Source organism: Nonomuraea phyllanthi (genome assembly GCF_006334985.2).
Taxonomy (GTDB): domain Bacteria; phylum Actinomycetota; class Actinomycetes; order Streptosporangiales; family Streptosporangiaceae; genus Nonomuraea; species Nonomuraea phyllanthi.
This window is the reverse complement of record NZ_VDLX02000030.1, coordinates 17,415-37,976: the sequence shown is the minus strand read 5'-3', so window position 1 is coordinate 37,976 and position 20,562 is coordinate 17,415. Positions and strand designations below refer to the sequence as shown.

General features: G+C 71.7%; 18 protein-coding genes and 1 pseudogene. 11 read left to right on the top strand and 8 right to left on the bottom strand.

Features of this window, described 5'->3' with window-relative positions; genetic code table 11:
* The first annotated feature begins 29 nt into the window (after positions 1-29).
* From FH608_RS47330 to FH608_RS47320, 3 genes are all read left to right on the top strand, one after another.
* The gene (locus tag FH608_RS47330; RefSeq protein WP_139637813.1) at positions 30-806 is read left to right on the top strand and encodes an enoyl-CoA hydratase-related protein; all 777 of its coding nucleotides are present in this window, start codon (positions 30-32) and stop codon (positions 804-806) included.
* A 220-nt stretch (positions 807-1,026) separates the two neighbouring features.
* Positions 1,027-1,530, top strand: coding sequence for an RNA polymerase sigma factor (locus tag FH608_RS47325; protein ID WP_139637771.1), 504 nt, complete (start codon positions 1,027-1,029; stop codon positions 1,528-1,530).
* Complete coding sequence (locus FH608_RS47320) at positions 1,527-2,201, top strand: permease-like cell division protein FtsX (protein ID WP_139637770.1); 675 nt, start codon at positions 1,527-1,529, stop codon at positions 2,199-2,201. The genes FH608_RS47325 and FH608_RS47320 overlap by 4 nt, the downstream gene beginning before the upstream one ends.
* A gap of 31 nt (positions 2,202-2,232) precedes the next feature.
* Here FH608_RS47320 and FH608_RS54615 read toward each other — a convergent pair whose 3' ends face one another.
* Together FH608_RS54615 and FH608_RS47310 are read right to left on the bottom strand one after the other, a co-directional pair.
* The gene (locus FH608_RS54615) at positions 2,233-2,586 is read right to left on the bottom strand and encodes a transposase (protein ID WP_226900530.1); all 354 of its coding nucleotides are present in this window, start codon (positions 2,584-2,586) and stop codon (positions 2,233-2,235) included.
* Between the two features lie 139 nt (positions 2,587-2,725).
* Positions 2,726-3,339 (bottom strand): annotated as a pseudogene (locus tag FH608_RS47310) (transposase); the annotation flags it as partial.
* Positions 3,340-3,475: 136 nt separating this feature from the next.
* On the opposite strand from FH608_RS47310, the gene FH608_RS47305 reads away from it, so the two are divergent.
* The 4 genes from FH608_RS47305 (at position 3,476) to FH608_RS47290 (ending at position 6,077) form a co-directional block, all read left to right on the top strand.
* A complete protein-coding gene (locus FH608_RS47305; protein WP_139637768.1) occupies positions 3,476-4,489 on the top strand; it encodes a phosphotransferase family protein in 1,014 nt (337 codons plus the stop codon).
* 82 nt (positions 4,490-4,571) lie between these two features.
* Entirely contained in the window at positions 4,572-4,832 is a 261-nt protein-coding gene (locus FH608_RS47300) for a hypothetical protein (RefSeq protein WP_139637767.1), read from the top strand.
* A 57-nt stretch (positions 4,833-4,889) separates the two neighbouring features.
* Positions 4,890-5,741: a helix-turn-helix domain-containing protein gene (locus FH608_RS47295; protein WP_139637766.1), complete on the top strand. Its 852-nt coding sequence runs from the start codon at positions 4,890-4,892 to the stop codon at positions 5,739-5,741.
* Between the two features lie 69 nt (positions 5,742-5,810).
* Positions 5,811-6,077 carry a hypothetical protein gene (locus FH608_RS47290; protein ID WP_139637765.1) on the top strand — a complete coding sequence of 89 codons (267 nt, stop codon included), beginning with the start codon at positions 5,811-5,813 and terminating at the stop codon, positions 6,075-6,077.
* Positions 6,078-6,091: 14 nt separating this feature from the next.
* Here the strand turns inward: FH608_RS47290 and FH608_RS47285 are convergent, their stop codons facing one another.
* The 4 genes from FH608_RS47285 to FH608_RS47270 all read right to left on the bottom strand — a co-directional run bounded on the left by FH608_RS47285 (position 6,092) and on the right by FH608_RS47270 (position 10,031).
* On the bottom strand, positions 6,092-6,481 hold the full coding sequence (locus FH608_RS47285; protein WP_139637764.1) for a substrate-binding domain-containing protein: 390 nt from the start codon (positions 6,479-6,481) through the stop codon (positions 6,092-6,094).
* Positions 6,482-6,717: 236 nt separating this feature from the next.
* Positions 6,718-8,070 carry a sensor histidine kinase gene (locus FH608_RS47280; protein ID WP_139637763.1) on the bottom strand — a complete coding sequence of 451 codons (1,353 nt, stop codon included), beginning with the start codon at positions 8,068-8,070 and terminating at the stop codon, positions 6,718-6,720.
* Positions 8,067-8,765, bottom strand: coding sequence for a response regulator transcription factor (locus FH608_RS47275; protein WP_139637762.1), 699 nt, complete (start codon positions 8,763-8,765; stop codon positions 8,067-8,069). Before FH608_RS47275 ends, FH608_RS47280 begins: the two co-directional genes overlap by 4 nt.
* Before the next feature lie 63 nt (positions 8,766-8,828).
* Positions 8,829-10,031, bottom strand: a complete 1,203-nt coding sequence (locus FH608_RS47270) for a cytochrome P450 (RefSeq protein WP_139637761.1) — start codon at positions 10,029-10,031, stop codon at positions 8,829-8,831.
* Between the two features lie 86 nt (positions 10,032-10,117).
* Here FH608_RS47270 and FH608_RS47265 point away from each other — a divergent pair, with 86 nt between their 5' ends.
* The gene (locus FH608_RS47265) at positions 10,118-10,675 is read left to right on the top strand and encodes a TetR/AcrR family transcriptional regulator (RefSeq protein ID WP_139637760.1); all 558 of its coding nucleotides are present in this window, start codon (positions 10,118-10,120) and stop codon (positions 10,673-10,675) included.
* Here the strand turns inward: FH608_RS47265 and FH608_RS47260 are convergent.
* A complete protein-coding gene (locus FH608_RS47260; protein WP_139637759.1) occupies positions 10,672-12,180 on the bottom strand; it encodes a phytoene desaturase family protein in 1,509 nt (502 codons plus the stop codon). The genes FH608_RS47265 and FH608_RS47260 overlap by 4 nt on opposite strands.
* Before the next feature lie 256 nt (positions 12,181-12,436).
* Here FH608_RS47260 and FH608_RS47255 point away from each other — a divergent pair, with 256 nt between their 5' ends.
* The 3 genes from FH608_RS47255 to FH608_RS47245 all read left to right on the top strand — a co-directional run bounded on the left by FH608_RS47255 (position 12,437) and on the right by FH608_RS47245 (position 16,927).
* Positions 12,437-13,363 (top strand): pseudouridine-5'-phosphate glycosidase, encoded by a 927-nt coding sequence (locus FH608_RS47255; RefSeq protein WP_139637758.1) that lies wholly within the window; start codon positions 12,437-12,439, stop codon positions 13,361-13,363.
* Positions 13,360-14,289, top strand: a complete 930-nt coding sequence (locus tag FH608_RS47250; protein WP_139637757.1) for a carbohydrate kinase family protein — start codon at positions 13,360-13,362, stop codon at positions 14,287-14,289. Before FH608_RS47255 ends, FH608_RS47250 begins: the two co-directional genes overlap by 4 nt.
* Positions 14,290-14,371: 82 nt before the next feature.
* The gene (locus FH608_RS47245; protein ID WP_139637756.1) at positions 14,372-16,927 is read left to right on the top strand and encodes a hypothetical protein; all 2,556 of its coding nucleotides are present in this window, start codon (positions 14,372-14,374) and stop codon (positions 16,925-16,927) included.
* 381 nt (positions 16,928-17,308) lie between these two features.
* Here FH608_RS47245 and FH608_RS47235 read toward each other — a convergent pair whose 3' ends face one another.
* Positions 17,309-20,494: an AAA family ATPase gene (locus tag FH608_RS47235; protein ID WP_226900520.1), complete on the bottom strand. Its 3,186-nt coding sequence runs from the start codon at positions 20,492-20,494 to the stop codon at positions 17,309-17,311.
* Positions 20,495-20,562 lie beyond the last annotated feature (68 nt).

The window sequence follows — 20,562 nt, the reverse complement described above, 5'->3', positions numbered from 1 at the left end:
ACGTGCCGGCGATCATCGGGGAGGACTTCATGACGAGCCTGGTCCACAAGGAGCTGGCGGGGGGCGTCGCGACCGTCACGCTCGACTCGCCGCCCAACCGCAACGCGCTGTCCGTACGGCTCCTCGCCGACCTGGCGGACCGGCTGCGCTGGGCGCTGGCCGAGCCGGAGGCCAGGGTGATCGTGCTGACCGGCACCGGCACGGTGTTCTGCTCCGGTGCCGATCTCAAGGAGCAGCGGTCCTCCGGGGGCGTGGGCGACGCGCCGGTGACGGCGTCGCTGCCGGAGATCCTCTCGATGCTCTGGGAGAGCCCGAAGCCGGTCATCTGCCGGCTCAACGGCACGGCGCGGGCGGGCGGGCTCGGCCTGGTGACGGCGTGCGACTTCGCGATCGCGCCGCTGTCGGCGTCGTTCGCGTTCTCCGAGGTACGGCTCGGCGTCGTCCCGGCCATGATCTCGGTGCCGGTGCTGCGCAGGGTGGAGCCGCGGGCGGCGGCCGAGTACTTCCTGACCGGCGAGGTGTTCGGCGCGGCCCGCGCGGCGGAGATCGGGCTGGTGTCGCGGGCGGTGCCGGAGGAGGAGCTGGACGCGACGGTGGCGCGCTTCGCCGACCTGCTCATCAAGGGCGCTCCCGAGGCGCTGGCCATCACGAAGCGGCTGGTGCGGGAGGTGCCCGGGATGCCGTTCGAGGAGGGGCTGCGGCGGATGAGCGAGCTGTCCGCGGAGCGCTTCACCTCGGAGGAGGGGCGGGAGGGCATCGCCGCGTTCATGGAGAAGCGACCTCCCAGGTGGGCAACCGGTCGATGACGCCCCCGGCTCTCCGTCACGGACCCTGTTGGCGAAGTAGATAAGACGGAAGCGGCCCCGTGATCACCGCTGTGACCACGGGGCGTATCACGTGTTGGGGACGTGTGCCTGGCCCGGTTTCACCGCTGAGCTCACACATACCAAGAACGTCGGGAGGGGATCCTAGAGATCATTTCTCCCCGGACAGGTAATCAAGGGGCTGTTGAGGTCATTACCAGGCGTGGACGATTCACAAGCGCGACTCACCGCGCTGTATGAGGAGCACTACCGCAGCGTGCTCAGCTACGTGCTGCTGCGAGCCGATCAGGAGACGGCCGAGGACATCGCCAGCGAGACCTTTGTGATCGCGTGGCGAAAACTCGGCCGCCTACCAGAGCCACCGCTGCCGTGGTTGCTCGGCGTGGCTCGCAACTTGGTACGGACGCAACGCCGCACCACTGCGCGCAGGCACAACCTGGTCGTACGGCTCGCCGAACTTGCCCCTGCCGACGACGTGGCCGAGCAGGTGGCCGCGCGCCAGGCGGCGCTGACAGCGCTCGCGGAGCTATCCGAGCTCGATGCCGAGGCCGTGCTGCTGGCCAGCTGGTACGGCCTCACCCCGGCCGAGGCCGCGAAGATCGCCGGTTGCTCGGCTCGCACCTTCAACGTACGACTGCACCGCGCCCGTCGCCGTCTCACCGAAGCGCTCAACCTCACCCAGCCCACGTTCCTGGAGCAGTCATGAACGACCTCAACGGCCTGATCACCTCCTTGCGCCCCAACACCGAGGACGCCTACCAGCGCCGCCGCGAAGCCGACCTCGCGCGCGCCTTCGCCACCCGTGGCCGTCGCGGCTTCTCCCTCCGGTTGCGGCTTGTGGCCGTGGCCACACCTGTCGCCCTCGCCGGCATCGTGGCCGCGGTCGCACTGGCACCCAGCGGTACCCCCTCACCGGATCACAGTGCCGCAACGGATCACGACGTCAGGGCGGCGAGCCTGCACCAGTTCGTGCTGATGAGCTCGAAAGAGCCGGGAATCAGGGTCTTTCTGTGCAAGCAGGACTCACCATGGCCCGCGTGCGGAGGCATCATGGCCGACCCGCCGGGCAGGGGTACAGCGATCACCGAACAGCAAAAGGCGGACGTCGAGCGAACGCTGGGCAAACTACCAGGGGTCGCGAGCGTCACCTTCGAGGACCAGGCCGCCGCACTCGCCAGATTCCGCAAATTCGCTCCTCAGATGACGGACGTAGGGATCAAAGACATGAACGAGTCGTTTCTCCTCACCATGGAGCCCGGCGCGGACTACGGTCCAGTGATCAGAAAGGCGAAAAGCATGCCCGGGGTCTCGAACGCCTTCGAACAGGTTCCTGCTCCGCAGACGCCACCGCTATCCACAAGCCGGCCTGCAGAGTGAAGCCGTCCTCACTGCGCTTGCCGTGCGGCCTTCACTTCCCGGGAGCAGACAAGACGAAACGCCTACGCATCATGCTGCGGTAGCGGGACCGCCGCAGGCCGAAGCCTTTGACACCTTGGGCGATGGTGCCCTCGATGCCTGCCCGGTGAGCGTAGCGTTGCTGCCATTCGTCGGTGCTTTGTCTCCGCCGGGCACGTTGCAGAGCTTCATGCTCCTCTCGCGGGCGCAGGGTGATAGGTCGGCCTTTGGTCCCACGGGTGCAAAGGTCCCGGCTGGGACAGTTCCTGCAGTCACGCATCGAAAAGCGCACACGAATGACCGGAGTCCCGCCTTGATCGATCTCGCTGGCCCAGGGCAAGCTGGTGGCTCCGGTCGGACAGGTCATGACACGGTTGTCCCAATCGATGGTGAAGTCACTGACGGCGAAGCCGTTGCCCTCGGCACTTTGCCAGGCATTGTCGGGCATCATCGGTCCCAGCAGCTCGATGCCGCGGCGATCGGCGCGTGCGAGGTTGTGCGCGGTTCTCGGGTAGTCGACAGTCCTCAACGCGGACCTCGTAGCGCTCGAACCATCCGGGTTCGGCCTGGGCCGGCAGCCAGCCGGGGGCTGCGGCGGCCAGCGCGTTGAGCGCGGCGCGCACCGTTTCATGCACCTGCTCCAGCCGATTCATCGTGCGCATGGCCATGAGCACGTGGGTGGAGTCGGTCCGCTGCCGACCGCCGGCGCGAAGCATCCCGGCAGTTACCGCGCGCTCCAGGATCGTGTCGAGCAGGCTTTGTTCAAGCGATCCTACGACCAGGCGATCCCGGAACTCGCTGAGCACCGAGTAGTCAAAGCCCGCGTCGGTCAGCTCCAGCCCGAGCGCGTACTTCCAATCGATTCGCGCTCGCACGGCCTCCGCCGTCTGCCGGTCGGACAGCTCTTCACCGAACCGCAGGATCGACACCAACGCCAGCCGGGCAGGTGACAGCGCCGGACGACCACGAGTGGAGAAGGCTACGGCGAAGTCCTCGTCCTGGAACAGGACACCCAACGCATCTCGGATGCGGATCGCCAGGCTTCCTTCGGGAAGGCTGCCCGCGCTACCGCCAGGGTGGCTGCCGGGATCTGATCTGACCCAGTCGAACGTAGCGACACCCAAGACTCCATCCGCTTCTGTTTGATCTATTTCGCCACGGTGTCTCCCTCACGACGGCGGGGGCCATTGACCGTGGTGGCGGCGCTCTCGTAGGTTCGGTCCGACCGAACATCATTCTGCCGGGAGGGCCGGGGCATGACCTCCACGCACATCGACGTCAGCGCCATCGACTTCGCCGACCTCGGCGCGTGGATGGACGCCCAGGGCCTGCCCGCCGGCCCGATCGAGGGCGTCGCGCCGGTCCCGGGCGGCACGCAGAACGTCATGGTGCGCTTCGAGCGCGGCGGCGTCCCGTACGTCCTGCGCCGGCCTCCCCTGCACGCCCGGCGCGGGAGCGACGAGGTGCTGCGCCGCGAGGCGCGCGTGCTGGCGGCGCTGCGGGACACGCCCGTCCCCGTACCCAGGCTGGTGGCCGCGCAGACCGCGCGCGAGCCGGTGTTCTACCTGATGGTGCCGGTCGCGGGGTTCAACCCTTCGCTCGGGCTGCCGGAGCCGCACGCCTCCGACCCGGCGATCAGGCACCGCATGGGGCTGGAGGCCGCCGCCGCGCTGGCCGAGCTGGGGCGGGTCGATCCCGGGGTGCTGCCGGGCTTCGGCCGGCCCGAGGGGTTCCTGGAGCGGCAGGTGCCGCGCTGGCTCAAGGAGCTCGACTCGTACGGCGAGCTCGACGGCTACCCCGGCCCCGACATCCCCGGGCTGGCCGAGACGGCCGGCTGGCTCACCCGGCACCTGCCTCCGGCGTTCACGCCGGGGATCATGCACGGCGACTACCACTTCGCGAACCTGATGTTCGCCCCCGACGGCCCACGCGTCGCCGCGATCGTGGACTGGGAGATGTGCACGATCGGCGATCCGCTGGTGGACCTCGGCTGGCTGCTGGCGACGTGGCCGATCAACGGCGGCCACGTCCCCGGGCTGCCGGAGCCGCGCGAGCTGATCGCGTACTACGCGGCGCTGTCGGAGCGGGACATGTCGGCCGTCGGGTGGTACGCGGTCATGGCCTGCTTCAAGCTCGGCATCGTGCTCGAGGGCACGCACGCGCGAGCCTTCGCGGGGAAGGCCCCCAAGGACATAGGGGACGCTCTCCACGCAACCACCCTGGAGTTGTTCAAACGGGCACAGGAGTTTATGGAAGGGATTCTCATCTAATTTCCGGAGAAACGATCACATGCCGCTCCCCCGAGCCATACAATTGCGCGCAATTGCATCTGTTTATCGGGGAAGGATCCTCATGCGCATGCGGTTCCTCGGCTCAACGTCGGAGGCGGGCGCCTGTCCCACCCTGTACGAGACCGACCGTGGCACCATCGTCGTGCAAGGCCTGCAAGTCACCGACGCGGAGGCGCTGGCCGACCTCCGTGACGTGCTCGACGGCGAGACAGCCGTCGAGGTCCCCCGCGAGCTCATCACCGAAATCGCCCGCCGGGTGGTGACCGACCGCCCAGCAAACGCTTTCCCGACCAGCGGAGCGACACCCTCGGCCACCGCTTGATCACATTTGCGGCCGGCACTGGCATGATCGGCGCAAGCGGGTCTAGCCTCTTGCGGCGTGACGTCCTTTCAGCAGGCGCGCATCGACCTCGGCAGCCAGTTACGCCAGCTGCGCGAGGCCGCACATCTGTCGGGCAAGGAGCTGGCCGAGCGGCTGCGCTGGCAGCCGTCCAAGGTCTCCCGCCTGGAGAACGCCCGCCAGACCGCCACCGAGGATGACGTGGTCGTGTGGGCGCAGGCCGTACGCGCCTCGCCCGACACGACGGACGAGCTGATCCGGCAGGCCATCGCGCTGCTGGAGCGGCACGACGACTGGAAACAGCGCCACCGCAGCGGCCTGGCCGCCCTCCAGGAGGACATCCGCGACCTGGAGGCGCGCACGAAGCTGTTCAGGGTGTTCGAGCCCGGCATCATCGTGGGCCTGCTGCAGACGTCCGAGTACGCCAGGCACGTCTTCCGCAAGGTCAAGCGGCTCTACAGCGCGGCCGACCAGATCGACGCCGCGGTGCGCGTGCGGATGCAGCGCCAGGAGATCCTCTACGACCGGACGCGGACGTTCAGGTTCGTGGTGACGGAGGCGGCGCTGCGCACGGCGCTCGCGCCGCCGGAGGTGATGCGCGGCCAGCTCGACCGGCTGCTGGCCGTCAGCACGCTGCCGAACGTGGAGTTCGGCGTGATCCCGTTCGTCTCCGAGCTGCCGTCCAGCCCGGTCAACGGCTTCTGGATCTACAACGAGGCCATGGTCTCGGTGGCCACGATGACCAAGGACCTGATCCTCCGCGACCCGGACGACATCGCCTTCTACGTGCGGGCCTTCGACGATTACGCGAAGGTGGCCGAGGTCGAGGAATCAGGCCGGGACATCATCCTCAGAATCCTTCACGAATACCGCAAACAAGGAACACATTAACCGCCGCAATTGCTTGCCTCCCCACCCAAGATCGTGCAATTCTGTCGCGAGACGTTGCGGAGGTGACGCATGATGCTCGATACCGCGCTGTGCCTCGAGCGGTTCGCCTGGCACGCGGGTCGCCACGCCGACCTGATGGTGCAGAGCCTCGCCCTGTCGAGCGACCCGGCGTACGTGTCGGTCCGCAACCGCTTCTCGGCCACCCTCGCGGAGACCGTGACGTGCTCCGACGAGGGCGCGTACATCACCTCGTGGGGCTACCGCCTCGGCACGGCGGAGGACGTCGAGTCCGCCGCCGCCCGCCTGGCCTTCCTCCTCGCCGCGCTGCCCGCCTGACCTCGTCCCTCCCGCTAGCAGCCGGCCTTGTAGAGCACCTTCTGGATCTCCGGCCGGTCCACGTTCTCCGCGGTGATGATGGTGGCGTCCGTGGGCAGCGACGGCGTGACCTGCTGCCCCTTGACCGCGGCGACCGCCTGCTCCACGCCCTTGGCGCCGATGTCGGCGGGCAATTGCGCGATGAGCGCCTGGACCACGCCGTCCTTCAGCTGCTTCACCTGGGCGGGCCCGGCGTCGAAGCCGACCATCTTGACCTGGCCCAGCTTGCCGGCCTGCTGGAGGGCGGAGCCCGCGCCGGTGGCCGAGTTGAGGTTCGCGGCGAAGACGCCCGCCAGATCCGGGTCCTTGGCCAGGAATCGGGAGCGGGAGGGCCGCCAAGGCCCAAGCGAGTCCCGACCTGTCACGTCCGCGCATCACCGATGTTTGTCGGTGCCTGTCGGTAACGTGACCCCCGCACTACTGTTCGTGAACGGTTCAGGCATCTTGCTTTCCCGGAACCACCGGTATGCGGTCTGCGGATGAACACCCTGCGACCGCGCCCACTCAGCGAGCTTTACCGACTAATTCAAACACACGTTCGCACACGTTCGCTGACACATCTTTGAACTGTTCCCTAGCCCCCAGCTCAGGAGGCGGAGATTTATACCGACTTATCCGTTTCTGAGCGGCGCATGAGAGTTCCCGGCAGCCGTATCGTCGCGATGGCGCCGCCGCCGGGGGCGTTCGCCAGGCGTACCTCTCCCCCGGCCTCGGCGACGGCCTGCGCCACGATCGCCAGGCCCAGCCCGGACCCCGGCAGGCCGCGGGCGGACGGGGAGCGCCAGAACCGCTCGAAGACGTGCGGCAGCTCCTCCTCCGGCAGCCCTGGTCCGTGGTCGCGCACGGTCAGCCGGCCGCCGTCCAGCCGCACCTCCACCTCGCCGCCGGGGCTGAACTTGGCGGCGTTGTCGATGAGGTTGAGCACGGCACGTTCCAGCGAGGCGGCGCCGCCCACGACGTACCAGGGGCTGAGCTCGGTGACCACCTCGGCGCCGCGCAGCCTGGCCCGCTCCACGGCCGCCGTCACCACCTCGTGGAAGGGCAGCTCGACGTGCGGCTCGTGGTCGGTGTCGCCGCGCGCCAGCTGGAGCAGGTCGGCGACGAGCGTGGTCAGCTCGGCGAACTGCGCCTTCACGTTGACCAGCAGGCGCTCCTTGGCCTGGGGGTCGAGGCTGCGCCCGGTCTGCTCGCTGCGCAGCAGCAGGTCGATGTTGGTGCGCAGGGTGGTCAGGGGCGTGCGCAGCTCGTGGCCGGCGTCGGCGACGAGCTGTTTCTGGCGCTCGCGGGACCCGGCCAGGGCGGTGGTCATGGCGTTGAAGGAGGAGGACAGGCGGGCGATCTCGTCGTCGCCGGTGACGGGGATGCGGGTGTCGAGGTCCTCGGTCTTGGCGATGTGCTCGACCGCCTTGGTGAGCCGGCCGACGGGGCGCAGAGCGGTCCTGGCGATGAGCAGGCCCGCGATCGCGGCGCCGAGCACGCCCACGGCGGCGACGGCGGCCAGCAGAATCGCCGTGTTCCGCAGCGTGATCCGGATGTGGTACAGCGGCCTGGCCTCCAGCACCGCGACGCCCGGCCCGAAGTTCAGCGTCACCACCCGGACCGCCTCGCCGTCCCGCGTCACGCCGTTGCGGAAGATCGGCTCGCCGCCGGAACCCTCGCACGCGCCCCGGTCCTCCTCGGTGGGCACGATCGGCGAGCCGAGCGAGCACGTGCTGCCGTCGGCACGCAGCAGCGTCGCCATGTCGTGGTAGTCGGGCGAGCCGTCGGACGTGCAGTGCTCGAGGAGGAACTTCTGATCGCCCTTGCCCTCCGGCTCCAGGATGCTCTGGTCGAGCTGCCTGATCAGCTGATTCTCGACGATGAACCACGACAGCGCGGCACAGGCCGCGATGGCGAGCGCCACGGCCACCGTGACCAGGAGGATCAGCCGCGACCGCAGGCTGCGTCGTCTCACGGCGCGGCCCGCAGGACATAGCCGACCCCGCGCACCGTGTGAATCACCCGGGGCTCGCCCCCGGCCTCGGTCTTGCGCCGCAGGTACATCACGTACACGTCGAGCGAGTTGGACGTCGGCTCGAAGTCGAAGCCCCACACCTCGCTGAGGATCTGGTCGCGGGTCAGCACCTGGCGCGGGTGCGCCAGGAACAGCTCCATCAGCAGGTATTCGGTCCTCGTCAGGTCGAGCCGGCGCTCGCCCCGCGTGACCTCCCGGGTCGCCGGGTCCATGCGCAGGTCCCCGTACGACAGCGTGTCCCCCTCGGGGGTGGCCGCGCTCAGGGCGCCGCGCCGCAGCAGTGCGCGGACCCGCGCCAGCAGCTCGTCCAGCTCGAACGGCTTGACCAGGTAGTCGTCGGCCCCGGCGTCGAGGCCCGACACCCGGTCGCCCACCGCGTCGCGGGCGGTGAGCATGAGGACCGGGATGTGGTTGCCGGACGCCCTCAGCCGGCGGCACGCGGTGAGCCCGTCGAGCCTCGGCATCATGACGTCGAGCAGCACCGCGTCGTACGGCTCCCGCGACAGCGCGTCGAGCGCCGCCTGCCCGTCGTTGGCTGTGACGACCTTGTACCCCTCGAACTCCAGGCTCGACTGCAGCGCCTCGCGCAAGGCGGGCTCGTCGTCCACCACCAGCAACCGTGCGGGCTCACTCATGCGACAAACGCTAGAGGCTCATCATGAAAACCTGATAAACGCCCTCAGCCACATTTCATGAGATCACCAGGTGACGGGCAGCGCGGTGAGGCCGAAGATGGGGGCCGTGCGCTTGATCGGCAGTTCCTCGTCCGGCACCGTGACCCGCAGGCCGGGAAGGCGCTCGAACAGCGTGCGCAGCGCGATCTCCATCTCGGCCCTGGCGAGGTTCTGACCCAGGCACTGGTGCACGCCGTAGCCGAACGCCACGTGGTTGCGGGCGCCGCGTGCGGCGTCGAACTCGTCGGGCCGCTCGAACGCCCGCTCGTCCCTGTTGGCCGAGGCGCCGAGCACGAAGATGCCCTCGCCCTTCCTGACGAGTTGCCCGCCGATCTCCTGGTCCTCGACGGCCACCCGGTCGAACGCCACCCAGTCCACGATCGACAGGTAGCGCAGCAGTTCGTCGACCGCCATGGGCCACCCGTCGGGGTCGGCGCGCAGGGCGGCGAGCTGGCCGGGGTGGCGCAGGAGGGTGAGCACGGAGAGGGGGATCATGTTGGCGGTGGTCTCGTGGCCCGCGACGAGCAGCAGGAAGGTCACGCCCACCAGCTCTCCGTGGGTGAGCTGCCCGCTTTCGATCACCCGTCCGATGAGGTCGTCCCTCGGGTCGGCCTCCGCCTTGGTGACCAGGTCGTCGAGGTACTCCCTGATCTCCATCATCGCCCTGCGGCTGGCGTCGCGGTCGTTGAGGTCGGCGAACGCCTCGCGGGTGCGCGACTGGAAGAACTCGTGGTCCTCGTACGGAACCCCGAGCAGCTGGCAGATGACCAGCGACGGCAGCGCCAGCCCGAACGCCTCGACGAGTTCCGCCTCCCCGCCCTTGGCCAGCATGTCGTCGATGAGGTCGTCGACCAGGCGCTGGATGCCGGGCCGCAGCTCCTTGATCCGCCTGACGGTGAACTCGGGGATGAGCAGCCGCCGGAACCGGTTGTGCTCCGGCGGGTCGAGGTCGATGAAGTGGCCGACCGCGAACGCTCGCATCGCGGCCCGCTCCTCCGGGCCGGGCTGCTCGGCCCTGAACGCCCAGTTGGGGTGGCCGGGGCTCTCCGGGCTGGTGCTGATGCCCGTGCCGGACAGGACCTGCTTGGCCTCCGCGTGCCGGGTGACGAGCCAGACGTCGCCGCCGGGGAGGGAGGCGCGTACGAGCGGGGCCTGCTCGCGCATCTCCTCGTACTCGGACGGGGGCGCGAACGGGCACGTGCGCTGGACGGGGAAGGTCTGCGTCATAGTCTTGCTCCCTACAAGCCGGATCGCATTGCTTACTTACGCGAAAGTAAGCAATGCGAGGGCCGGTCGTCAAGTGAGGGAGTGGAATGGCCGGGCGGCGGACGGACACCAGGAATCGGATCCAGCAGGTGGCGCTGGAGCTGTTCGCCGAGCGCGGATACGAACAGACCACGCTGCAGGAGGTGGCCGAGCGGCTGGAGATCACCAGGCCGGCGCTCTACTACCACTTCCGCACCAAGGAGGAGATCCTGGCGAGCGTCGGGGAGCGGCTGGTCGACTCGATCGACGAGCTCGTGGAATGGGGCCACGCGCAGCCCAAGACCCCGGAGTCCAGGCGGGAGATCCTCCTGCGGATCGGGGAGCTGCTGGAGGGGCAGTGGCGGCCGCTGTTCAAGTTCGCTCAGGTCAACCAGGGCGTGATGCAGGGCATGCGCACCGGCGAGCGGATGCAGCGCGGGATGATCAGGATGGTGTCCCTGCTGGAGGTGCCGGGGGCCGATCCGGTGCGCAGGTTCGAGGCGCGGCTGGCGGTGTTCGCGGTGATCCTGGGCAGCGTCCCGTTCCTCTTCGACATGGAGGTGCCGGAGTCGGAGCGGGCGTCCGTGGCCATGGAGGTGGCCACGAAGCTGCTCGGTGACGCCTAGCGGCCCAGGACGGCCATCGCCGCGTTGTGGCCGCCGATTCCGCTGACGCCGCCGCCCCTGCGGGCGCTCGCGCCGCACAGCAGGATGCGCTCGTGCTCGGTCTCCACGCCCCAGCGCCCGCCTTCTTCCGCGTACGGCCAGCTCAGGTCGGTGTGGAAGATGTGGCCGCCCGGCAGCCCGGCCTCGCGTTCGAGGTCGACGGGGGTCTTGGCCTCGGCGCACGGGGTGCCGTCGGGGGCCCTGAGCAGGCAGTCCTCGATGGGCTCCGCCAGGACGGTATTGATCGAGGCGTACGTGGCGGCCAGGGCCTCCTCCCTCGCCTTTTCCGGATTTTTCCGGAAAAGGCGGGCGGGCATGTGGAGGCCGAAGAGCGTCAGCGTCTCCGCCCTGCCCCTGAGCTCGGGGCCGAGGATGGACGGGTCGGTCAGCGAATGGCAGTAGACCTCGGCCGGGGGCAGCCCGGGGATCCGGCCCTCCGCCGCCTGCCGGTACGCCGCGTCGAGCTGGTCGCGTCCCTCGTTGATGTGGAACGTGCCGCTGAAGGCCGCCCGCGGGTCCACGGAGGCGTCCTTCAGTCTGGGCAGCCTCGTCAGCGCCATGTTGACCTTCAGCTGCGCGCCCTCGGGCACCGTCGCGGGGCGGCCGAGCGCCCGGTCGAGCACGGCGGGCGGCAGGTTGACCAGCACGTGCCCGCCGCGCACCGTGTGCTCACCGTCGGCGTCCGTGAAGGTGACCTCGCCCGACGGCGCGATCCCGACGATCTCGGCCCCGGTCCTGATCTCGGCGCCCGCGCGCCTGGCCGCCGTCTCGAGCGCCGCCGAGACGGCGCCCATGCCGCCGACGGGGACGTTCCACTCGCCGGTGCCGTCGCCGATCACGTGGTAGAGGAAGCACCGGTTGGCCGTGAGGTCGGCGGCGGTGTCGGCGAACGTGCCGATCAGCGCGTCGGTGAGCACGACCCCGCGTACGGTGTCGTCGCGGAACCGCTCGGCCACGGTCTGCCCGATCGGCCTGCCGAACAGGTCCCGCCAGGCCTCGGGGCCGACGAGGCGCTCGACCTCGGAAGCGGTGGGGAGGGGTTCGAGCAGCGTGGGCGCGAGCAGCCGCGCCACGCGGGCGGTCATGCCGTAGAAGTCCTGCCAGGCCTTGTGGTCGGCCTCGCCGCCGGTGACCCGGCCGAACGAGTCCGCCGTCGCCTGGGCGTCCTCGTTGTCCACGAGCAGCCCCGTGTCGCCCTTGGGGGTGTAGGAGGCGTAGCGGCGGCGGCGCAGCTCCAGGGCGAGGCCGAGGTCCCGCGCGATCGCGGTGGGGAGGAGGCTGACCAGGTACGAGTAGCGCGACAGCCGTACGTCGACTCCGGGGAAGGGTCGCGCGGAGATCGCCAGGCCGCCCACGTGGTCGTGCCGCTCCAGGACCAGCACCCTGCGCCCGGCTCCGGCCAGGTAGGCGGCGGCCACCAGCCCGTTGTGCCCGCCTCCGGCCACGACCACGTCGTACGAACTCATTCCCGCACCATACGACTCCCACCACACCACCCGTCAACGCCCACTCGAGGACATTTCTCCCGATCCCGCTCCCCGGGGTCCCGATCAACCCTTGTCCGGTTCGGGGGCGTGGTCAGGTGGGACGGTTGTCGTGGGACCCTTGGAGGGACGGCGGCTCGACCAGCGCCCGAGCCCTACTCGCATTCGGCACAAAAGGCCGTAAAATAGCCCGTTCCTCCCAACAGGCCAGGACCATCCAAGGAGCACAAAGCACACCATGCGCAGCACTCCCGACTCCGTTCTTCAGCCGTCCGACGAGGTCGCCGAGGCCCTGGCGAATGGCGCGCCCGTCGTGGCGCTGGAGTCCACGATCATCTCCCACGGGCTGCCGCAGCCGCGCAACCTGGAGGTCGCCCGTGAGCTGGAGGGAGTCGTGCGGGCCGCGGGCGCCGTGCCCGCCACGATCGCCGTGCTGGACGGCGTGCCCCGCATCGGGCTGAACGAGGTGGAGCTGGAGCGCGTCGCCACCGAGCCGGGGCTGCGCAAGCTGGGGCAGCGTGACCTGCCCGTGGCGGCGGCGCTGAAGGCGAGCGGCGCGACCACGGTCTCGGCCACGTCGTTCCTGGCCGCGCGGGCCGGCATCCGGGTCTTCGCCACCGGCGGGCTCGGCGGCGTGCATCGCGGGTGGACCGTCGACCAGGACGAGTCCGCCGACCTCGACACGCTGGCCCGCACCCGCATCACGGTGGTGTGCGCCGGCGTCAAGTCGATCCTCGACGTGCCCGCGACGCTCCAGCGGCTGGAGACGCGGGGCGTGAGCGTGGCGGGATACCGCACCGACACCTTCCCCGGCTTCTACCTGCACTCCTCCGGCCTGCCGATCGACTGGCGGATCGAGTCGCCCGACCAGGTGGCGGCGATCATGCGCGGCCAGGACGCGCTCGGCGGCCAGGAGACGGCGCTGATCATCGCCAACCCGGTCCCCGAGGACCAGCAGCTCGATCCGGAGCTGCACGACCGCGTGCTCGCCGACGCCCTGGCCGCCGCCGAGCGCGAGGGCGTCAAGGGCCAGGCGATCACGCCGTTCCTGCTCTCGTACCTGGTCGACGGCACCGTCGGCGCCTCCCTGGAGGCCAACCTGGCCGCCGTGCGCGGCAACACCGCCCTGGCCGCGCGCATCGCCGTCGCCTGGGCGCGGCCGTGACGGGCGACGCCCTCCTCGTCATCGGTGACGTGGTCACCGATGTGGTGGCGTTGCACGGTTCGCCGGTCATGTCCGGCACCGACACGGCCGCCGACATCGTCCTGCGACCGGGCGGCTCCGGCGCCAACACCGCCGCCTGGGCCGCCTGCCTGGGCGCCGACGTGCGCCTGCTGGCCAGGCTCGGCTACGACAGCAGCGAGTGGCACACCACCGAGCTGGCCAGGACGGGCGTGCGCACGCACCTGGCCGTCGACCCCGACCGCCCCACCGCGGTCGTGATCGCGATGGTCGACAAGAGCGGCGAGCGTACGATGCTCACCAACCGCGGCGCGGGCGGCCTGATCTCCGAGGCCGACTGGCACCCGGCCCTGCTCGACGGCGTCTCCCGGCTCCACCTGTCCGGCTACGTCATGTTCGCGGAGGGCGGCCTGCGGCTGGCCAGGCTCGCCATGGCCGAGGCGGCGGCCGCCGGCATCACGATCAGCATCGACCCGGCCTCCACGGGCCCGCTGCGCGACTTCGGCGTCGAACGTTTCATCCGCGAGTCCGCCCCCGCCGGCCTGATCCTGCCCAACCTCGACGAGGCCCTGCTGCTGAGCGGCGCCACGACCGCGGAGCGCGCCGCCGTGCTGTTGAGCGAGACGTACGGCACGGCCGTCGTGAAGCTCGGCGAGCGGGGCGCGCTGGCCGCCGTGGACGGCGAGATCGTCGCGACGGCGGCCGGGGTGGAGGCGGAGGTCGTGGACTCGACGGGGGCCGGCGACGCGTTCGCCGCCGGCTTCCTCACGGGCGTCCTGCGCGGCGCCGGTGAACAGGCCGCTCTGGAGGCGGGTTGCCGTGCTGGTGCCGAATGTGTGGCCCAGGTGGGCGGTCGGCCACGGTACGGTTTGGACTTGAACCGTCTTTACCCTATTCACACTGATTGATAGCTTGCCGCGTAAGCTGCACCATTAGCCACATGCGTAACGGCCGGCACACGCGGCTCACTGGGGAGGATAAGGTCCGCCGATGGAAGTCGAGTCATCGATCTGCCTGAGCGACCTAGTCCCTGCGCTGCGCTGGAGCCGCCCGCAGCAGGTGGCCGAGGCGTTGGCTGATCCGCGCCTGCCCGCGGGGTGGTGGTCCTCCCTCGCCCTGTCGAGGGCGCTCGGCACGACGGGGCTCGACTGGATCTGCGAGCGGCTGGCGCGGCTGGCGTCCTCCCGCTGGGACCACCTGCCGCTGTGCGACCTCCTGCCCGCGCTGACCGTGCACCACATCGACCCGGCGCTGCCGGGCTGGCCCGAGGCCACCCGTACGGCGATCACGGGCCTCGGCGGCTGGCAGCGGCTGCGCCGCCTGTCCCCCAGCGACCTCGGCACCCCGTCCGCCACGCCCGAAGTGGTGATCGGCTCCGTCTTCCGCGAGATCCTCGGCCGCATCCCCGCCCAGCGGGAGGCCCCGGCGGCCGGGCATCCCGAGGTCACCCGGCCGGTCAGCGTCTCGTCCCTGGGCACGGGCTCGTTCCCGGCGCAGGCGGACGTACCGCCGGAGACCGGCATGTTCGTGGCCCAGAGCGGCCGGGCCGCCGAGGGCGCCGGCGGGCCGTTCGCCGGCCAGGGCCAGGCCGCCTCCGCGTCCCCGGACGACGGCCGCCCACGCCAGACGGGCTCCTTCCCGGCGCCGGGAGCGTCCCAGACGGGCTCCTTCGCCGCCCAGCAACCGCCCGACGCCCAGCAACGCCAGACGGGCTCGTTTCCCGCACAACAGCCGGACCCGACCCAGCAACGCCAGACCGGCTCCTTCCCGGGCCAGTTCCAGGGCGGCCCTGGTCCGTCCCAAGGCGGTCCGGGCCAGGCCCAGGGCGCGCCAGGCCAGTCGCAGGGCGGTCCGGGCCAGTCGCAGGGCGCACCGGGTCAGGCCCAGGGCGGTCCGGGGCAGGCCCCCCAGATCGGCGGCCCGGGGCAGGCGCAAGGCGGCGGGCCGGGGCAGTCGCAGAGCGGCGGCCCGCGCCAGGGCTTCGCGGGCGAGGGCCTTCCGCAGCGCCCCTCTCCCGGCCAGCCCGACCGCCTCCCCCAACGCCCCGCCGGTCCCCAGTCCGGACCCCAACCCGCCCCCCACTCAGGCCCCCAGCCCGGCCCCCAGCCCGGTCGCCAGGACACCGGCTCGATGCCCGCGCTCCCCGGAACGGGAGCGACACCGCCCGGCGGACCGAGCACAGGTTCGATGCCGGCCATCCCCGGCTCGGGACCGGCACGCGGCGGAGCCGGCACCGGGCCTACCCCCGGCGGCCCCAGCACCGGCTCGATGCCGGCCATCCCCGGCGGTCCCAGCACCGGTTCCATGCCGGCCATCCCCGGCGCCGGACCGGAACACCCCGGCGCAGGGCCGCTCCCGGGCGGCCCCAGCACGGGGTCGATGCCCGCCGTCCCGGGCACGGGCGACCCCTCCAAGAGCAGCACCCCGTCCCGCTACCCCGCGCCGGCGGCGGCGTCGGCGTCGGCGTCCGGGGGTCCCGTGCCCTCCGACACCGACCACGCGATGGTCCGGGTCGTGGACAGCCTGTTCCGCAGCCTCGACAAGCTGGAGCTGGCGGTGGCCGTCCACCGGCTGTTCGCCGAGGACCCGGTCAGCCTGCGCACGCTCGCCCACAAGATGCTGGTCGAGAGGGACGCGCTCTCCCTGGCCCAGCGCACCGCCGAGGAGCGGGTGCTGGCGTGGCTGCGTTCCTCGGAGTCCGCGCCGGTCACGGGCCACATGTTCCGCCTCACCGAATGGCTCGGCGCGGCGGCCACCGAGGACCAGCTCATCGGCGCCGACCCGGCCCACCCGGTGATGGTGCCCTCGCTGCGCACCCCGCTCTGGCGCGTGCTGGTGACCCTCATGCCCGACCGCCGCCTCCAGGACGGCTGGCTGGTCGTGGGCGACATTCACGGGCTGCAGGCACGTACGAGGCAGCTGCTGGCCGCGAGCCCGCCGGACGCGGATCTCGTGGCACTGATGGGCGAGCTGGGCATCCGCGCCCACTCGGCCAAGGCCTGGCTCGACGCGCTGCCCCCGGAGAGCGCCCCGGAGCCGATCTCAGCGCAGTCACCCGCCCAGCCGCTGCCCCGCCGCACGCCCGGCGCCAACGGTCACCACCACCGGGGCGGACAGCCCATCCCGACGGCGTCGGGAGGCTCCATCGACCCGTCCGCCGCGCTGGCCACGCTGTCCGCGCTGTCGGGCGGCCGCTCGCCGATGCTCTCCGGCAACCTGGCGGGCACCCCATCGACGCCGCCCCCGCCGCTGCCGAGCCCCTCCTCGGACCCGCGCCGCTGGCAGCGCATCGAGGTCACGCCCGAACACCTCCGGGGCGGCCCCGTACCGGTGCCCGAGGGCTACGCGGCCCAGCTCGGCATGCGCCCCGGCACCCTCCTGTCGGTGACGGGCCCCGGCGACAACGCCATCGTCCTGGTCTGGCAGGGACACCAGCCGGTCTTCGACTCCCTGCAGCCGGTGCTGATGCGCCTGAACGCCCGCCCCGGGGACCAGGTGTACGTCACCGTGGACGGCTACCGCCTGGAGGCCCAGCTAACCGGCTGACCCACGCACCGCCCACGGACCCGGGCACGCAGGAGCCCCGCAGCAGGCAACCGCCACGGCGCAACAGCCCACCGCGTGAAGGAGCAGCCCGGCAGAAGCGGTCGCACGGGATGGGAGGGGCGACGCGCAGCCCGCGAGAAGCGGCCCACGCGCCGGGAAGCGCGGCGGCCAGACCACCAGAAGCAGGCCACGCCCCCGGAAAGGCGCCAACAGACCACCGGAAGCAGCCCACGCACCCAGAAAGGCGATCAGTAGACCCCGAGAAGCAGCCCCCGCACCCGGAAGGGCGACGAGCAGACCCCGAGGAGCGGCCTACGCGACGGGAGAAACGGCGGGCGGTCAAGCGCAGGCTGCGGGAAGGCAGCGCAAGGTTGCCGGAGGTCAGAGGGGAGCGTCGAAGAGGCGGAGGCGGTGGGCGGTGGCGGCGGCCTCGCCTCGGGTCGCGACGCCCAGCTTGGCCAGGATGTTGGACACGTGCACGCTCACCGTCTTGACCGAGATGAACAGCGCCTCAGCGATCTCCCGGTTGCTCCGTCCCTTCGTCACCTCGCACAGCACCTCCAGCTCCCGAGCCGTCAGCCCCAGCGGATGCCCGTCGGCCGTCTCCTCGGAGCCCCCGATCCTGGCCCGCCGTGCGAAGACGTCGAGCTGTTCCAGCAGCGGCGTCGCACCCAGGCGCGTGGCGAGCTCCCGCGCCCGGCCCAGCCGCGCGGCGGCCCCCTGCCGGTCGCCTGAGGCCAGCGCCGCGTGCGCCGCGCCCATCAGGCACCGCGCCTCGGCGTACGGCTGCCGCAGCGCCTCCCAGGCGCCCGCCGCCGCGTCCCAGGCTTCCAACTGCCGAACGGCCGGATCCACAGGGCCCGAACCGTCAGAGCTTGGACCCGCAGGGCCCGAACCGGCAGATCCCGAACCGGCAGATCCCGAACCGGCAGGGCCCGAACCGGCAGGGCCCGAACCGGCGGCGTCGTCACCTTCCGGCGTGGGCCCAGAATTCATCAGCGCCGTGAACGTGAGCCGGTACGCCCGCTGCAGATCACCATCGACCTCGAGCTCCCGCCCCAACGCCTGGACCCGGCCCAGGAGAGACGCGCCGAACCGCGCCAGCGCCTCCGCGCCCCCACCGGCGACGGCGTGACCGGACTCGCCAGACCTCCCGGGCGCGGCGGCCCACTCGGCGGCGCTGGACCGGGAGCCGGCAGTGGCCGGTGGGAGGGTGTCGCCTGGCGGGGCGGGGAACGCGGCTCGTCCGGGCCGGGGCGTCGCGCTGCTGAGCAGCGTCGCGATGGTCACCAGCACCGGCCAGGAGTAGCGGGGCGAGGCCGGCAGATCGCGCTCCTCCATCACCCGGGCGGCCCGCTCCACCGCGGCCTCCACCTGCCCGCGCGCCTGCAGCAGCTCGATCTCCCTGCACAGGTGCGGCAGGACCGTCTGGTCGCGGAAGGACCCGCGCGAAAGCACGCTGCGCGACGAGTCCAGCATCCGCTCCGCCCGGTCGAACTCCCCGCGCGCCAGCGCGATGTCCGTGATGAACCCCTGCAGGCTGGCGCGGTAGGGGGCGGGCGGCGCGAGGTCGAGGGCGTGCTCGATGACCTCCAGCGCCTCGTCCCACCGCCCGAGGGACACCAGCGGCTCGGCCAGGTTGATCGACAGGAACGTGCCGGACGTGCGCGCCAGGCCGTAGAGGCCCGCCTCCTCGACCCCGTCGCGGGCCACCTGCGCGGCCCGCTCGTGCCGCCCCGCGCCCTCCAGCGCGTCGGACTCGGAGATGGCGCAGCGCATCAGCGCGTTGAACGCCCCGTCGCGGTGCGCGATCCTGCGCGCCTCCGCGAACGACTCCATCTGGGCGTCGATGTCGGAGAAGCCGTGGTGCCCCCAGGCGAGGTTGATCAGCGCGTGGGCCTCCACCTTAGCGTCGCCCACCTCGTTGGCGATCTTCATCGCGAGCTGGGCCGTGGCGTGCCGCTCCGGCCGGTCCGCCCGCGCGTGCAGCATGCGGGACAGGGTCTCCAGGACCTGGCCGCGCAGCCTGCTGGGCCGGTCGGAGGGGACCAGGGCCGCCGCCTCGCGCAGGTCGTCGATGAAGCCGGGGCGGCCGAGGTCGTAGCGGGTCAGGCCGCGCTGGCGCAGCAGCTTGGCCGCCCTGATCGGGTCGGCGTCGCGGTCGACCTCGGCGAGAGCGGCTCCGGCCAGGGCGATCGCCCGTTCGTACTCCCCGGCGAGGTGCGCGACGGTGGCGGTCTGCCTGAGCAGGTCGAGCCGGTCGCAGCCGATGCGCTCGACGGCGTCGGGCACCTGGTCCCACAGCTCCAGCACCCTGGAGAGCATGCCGAGCTGCTCGTCGTACGCGGTGGACTTGCGGGCGGCGGCGGCCGCGTGCCAGGCGCTCACCAGCGCCCAGGTGGAGTCGTGGGCGGAGTGCCAGTGGTGGGCCAGCTCGATCGCGCCGCGCGGCGCGGGCAGGATCGACAGGTCGCGCTCCAGCGCCTCGGCGAAGCGGGTGTGCAGGCGGGTGTGCTCGCCCGGCAGCAGGTCGTCGTGGAGCGCCTCGCGGATCAGCGCGTGGCGGAAGCAGTAGCCCTCGCCGTCGACGGTGAGCACGTTGCCGGCCACGGCGGGCCGCAGCGCGCGGGAGAGCGCGCTCTCGTCGAGCCCGGCCACGGCGGACAGCAGGGCGTGCTCGATGCGCTGCCCGCCGGCGCTGGCCACCCGCAGCAGCTCCTGCGTCTCGTCGGGCAGCCGCTCGACGCTGGCCAGCAGCAGGTCGCGCAGCGACTCCGGCAGCGCCTCGCCCCCGCTCCCCTCGCTCAGCAACGCCTCCACGAACAGCGGGTTTCCCTCGCTGCGCGCGTAGATCAGGTCCATGGCGGCGGCGGACGGCTCGCGCTCCAGGATGCTCGCCGCCTGCGCGACGGCCTCCCTGCGGGTGAGCCTGCGCAGCTCGACCCTGCTGACCCACTCGATGCGGCCGAGCTCGGCGAGGAGCGGCCGCAGCGGGTGGGTGCGGTGCAGCTCGTCCGTGCGGTACGTCACCACGATCAGCAGCCGGGCCGCGGTGCGCTGATAGCGAACCAGGAACGACAGCAGGTCGCGGGTGGACCGGTCGGCCCAGTGGGCGTCCTCGACGATCAGCAGCACGGGACGCTCGTCCGCCAGTCGCTCCAGCAGCCCCAGCACCTGCTCGAACAGCCGCGCCCGCGCCTCGGGCCCCTCCCGGTCGGGCTCCCCGAACTCGGGCAGCAGCCGCGCGAGCCCCCGCGTGGTGCCGCCGGGCACGAGCGCCGCGACCCCGTCACGGCCGAGCTCGCGCACCAGGCCGCGCAGCACGGCGGTGAACGGCGCGAACGGCAGGCCCTCCGTGCCCAGCTCCAGGCAGCCGCCGACGAGCACGAGCGCGTCGTCGGCCCGCTCGCTGAACTCGTTGACCAGGCGCGTCTTGCCGACCCCTGCCTCGCCGCCGACGAGCACGGCGGACGACACCCCGGCACGCGCCCTGACCAGCGCGTCGCCGAGCGCGGCGAGCTCGCGGGCGCGCCCGATGAACCGGGGGCTGACGGCGTGGATACTCACGCCCTAAGGATGCCATCCGCGAACGACAAATCCGCCCGCCGCAGCCCGCCCCGTCAGCCGGCCCCGTC

What these genes read in the sequence shown, in the direction of transcription:
- FH608_RS47255 (WP_139637758.1), top strand. Translation starts at nt 12,437, where the DNA reads ATGCGCAGCACTCCCGACTCCGTTCTTCAGCCGTCCGACGAGGTCGCC.
- FH608_RS47290 (WP_139637765.1), top strand. Translation starts at nt 5,811, where the DNA reads ATGATGCTCGATACCGCGCTGTGCCTCGAGCGGTTCGCCTGGCACGCG.
- FH608_RS47275 (WP_139637762.1), bottom strand. Translation starts at nt 8,765, where the DNA reads ATGAGTGAGCCCGCACGGTTGCTGGTGGTGGACGACGAGCCCGCCTTG.
- FH608_RS47265 (WP_139637760.1), top strand. Translation starts at nt 10,118, where the DNA reads ATGGCCGGGCGGCGGACGGACACCAGGAATCGGATCCAGCAGGTGGCG.
- FH608_RS47330 (WP_139637813.1), top strand. Translation starts at nt 30, where the DNA reads ATGACGAGCCTGGTCCACAAGGAGCTGGCGGGGGGCGTCGCGACCGTC.
- FH608_RS54615 (WP_226900530.1), bottom strand. Translation starts at nt 2,586, where the DNA reads ATGACCTGTCCGACCGGAGCCACCAGCTTGCCCTGGGCCAGCGAGATC.
- FH608_RS47300 (WP_139637767.1), top strand. Translation starts at nt 4,572, where the DNA reads ATGCGCATGCGGTTCCTCGGCTCAACGTCGGAGGCGGGCGCCTGTCCC.
- FH608_RS47270 (WP_139637761.1), bottom strand. Translation starts at nt 10,031, where the DNA reads ATGACGCAGACCTTCCCCGTCCAGCGCACGTGCCCGTTCGCGCCCCCG.
- FH608_RS47245 (WP_139637756.1), top strand. Translation starts at nt 14,372, where the DNA reads ATGGAAGTCGAGTCATCGATCTGCCTGAGCGACCTAGTCCCTGCGCTG.
- FH608_RS47260 (WP_139637759.1), bottom strand. Translation starts at nt 12,180, where the DNA reads ATGAGTTCGTACGACGTGGTCGTGGCCGGAGGCGGGCACAACGGGCTG.
- FH608_RS47305 (WP_139637768.1), top strand. Translation starts at nt 3,476, where the DNA reads ATGACCTCCACGCACATCGACGTCAGCGCCATCGACTTCGCCGACCTC.
- FH608_RS47320 (WP_139637770.1), top strand. Translation starts at nt 1,527, where the DNA reads ATGAACGACCTCAACGGCCTGATCACCTCCTTGCGCCCCAACACCGAG.